Source organism: Mesorhizobium sp. M7D.F.Ca.US.004.03.1.1 (assembly GCF_003998635.1).
Classification (GTDB): domain Bacteria; phylum Pseudomonadota; class Alphaproteobacteria; order Rhizobiales; family Rhizobiaceae; genus Mesorhizobium; species Mesorhizobium loti.
Map to the genome: position 1 here is coordinate 1 of NZ_RZQG01001092.1, position 1,791 is coordinate 1,791.

The following is a 1,791-nucleotide window of genomic DNA, read 5'->3' on the forward strand; positions in this document are numbered from 1 at the left end:
AGCTAATCTGGAGCGCATCAAGCCGCAGAGCGCCGACGCGGTGAGAGCGGCGGGCGAGACGATGGTCACCTTTTCCGCGGAAATGGCCGCCTTGGAGAAGGAACTGAAGGCCTTTCTCTACAAGCATCTTTATCGGCATGCCGAGGTGATGCGGGTGCGCGCGGACGCCGAGCAGATCGTCAAGCAGCTGTTCGACGCCTATTTCGCCGATCCGCGAGCCATGCCGGACGGCTGGCGCGAGGGGCTGGATCGGGCCGACGATCGCATCAAGGCGCGCAGCGTTGCCGACTTCCTGGCGGGTATGACCGACACCTACGCGCTCAAGGAACACCGGCGTTTGTTTGACCATACGCCTGAATTGAGCTAGGGCGGGCTCGATTTTGCCGGCCGACGAGCCGGATTCGCTGCAAAGCCGCCAGAGCCAGACCCCAGAGTCACACAAATGAACATCTTCGCCGATTTCACCGCGCGAATCATAAAAGCCGTCGAAGCGCTTGATCTGAAAGACAATGATGGCGTTTCGCCGGATTTGTCGCGCATTGCCGTCGAGCCGCCGCGCGACGCCAGCCATGGCGATCTGGCGACCAATGCGGCCATGGTGCTGGCCAAGCCCACCGGCCAGAATCCGCGCGCACTGGCCGAAAGACTGGCGCAAGCGCTGCGCGACGACAAGGATGTCGCCGCAACAGAGGTGGCCGGTCCTGGTTTCGTCAATCTCAGGCTCAAGGACGGCTTCTGGCAGACACATCTGACCGCACTGCTTGGCGAGGGCCGCAACTATGGCCGCTCGACGGTTGGCGGCGGCAGGAAGACCAATGTCGAATATGTCTCGGCCAATCCGACGGGGCCGATGCATGTCGGCCATTGCAGGGGCGCTGTCGTCGGCGACGCGCTCGCCAATCTGATGGCCTTCGCCGGCTACGACGTGACCAAGGAATATGTCATCAACGATGCCGGCTCGCAGATCGACGTGCTCGGCCGTTCCGCATTCCTGCGCTACCGCGAAGCGCTTGGCGACGACATCGGCGAAATACCTGCCGGCCTCTATCCCGGCGATTACCTGGTGCCAGTCGGTCAGGCGCTGGTCACGGAATTCGGCCGCTCGCTTCTGCAGATGCCGGACGATGAGGCGCTCGCCATCGTCAAGGACCGCACCATCGATGCGATGATGGCGATGATCCGCGAGGATCTGGCGATGCTCAACGTGCATCACGACGTGTTCTTCTCCGAGCGCACGCTGCACGCCGACAATGCCAAGAAGATTCGCTCGGCGATCAACGATTTGACTCTGAAAGGCCATATCTACAAGGGCAAGCTGCCGCCGCCCAAGGGCGAGAAGCCCGACGATTGGGAGGACCGTGAGCAGACGTTGTTCCGCTCGACCGCGGTCGGCGACGACATGGATCGGGCGCTGGTCAAGTCGGATGGCTCATTCACCTACTTCGCCGCCGACGTGGCCTATCTCAAGGACAAGGTCGATCGTGGTTTCGTCGACTTGATCTATGTGCTCGGCGCCGACCATGGCGGTTACGTCAAGCGGCTGGAAGCCCTGGCGCGGGCGATCGCCGGCGAAGAGTTGAAGCTCACCGTGCTGCTTTGCCAGTTGGTGAAACTGTTTCGCGATGGCGAACCGGTGCGCATGTCGAAGCGGTCCGGTGATTTCGTGACGCTGCGCGAAGTGGTGGAGGAGGTCGGCCGCGACGCGATACGCTTCATGATGCTCTACCGCAAGAACGATGCACCGTTGGATTTCGATTTCGCCAAGGTGACCGAGCAGTCCAAGGACAATCC

General features: G+C 61.9%; 1 protein-coding gene and 1 pseudogene. Both read left to right on the forward strand.

Annotated features, from left to right (window positions below; all coding sequences use genetic code 11):
- Positions 1-367 (forward strand): annotated as a pseudogene (locus EN935_RS34220) (deoxyguanosinetriphosphate triphosphohydrolase); the annotation flags it as partial.
- A gap of 75 nt (positions 368-442) precedes the next feature.
- Positions 443-1,791 (forward strand): arginine--tRNA ligase (gene argS, locus EN935_RS34225; protein WP_127374137.1); only part of this gene is annotated, 1,349 nt, incomplete at its 3' end.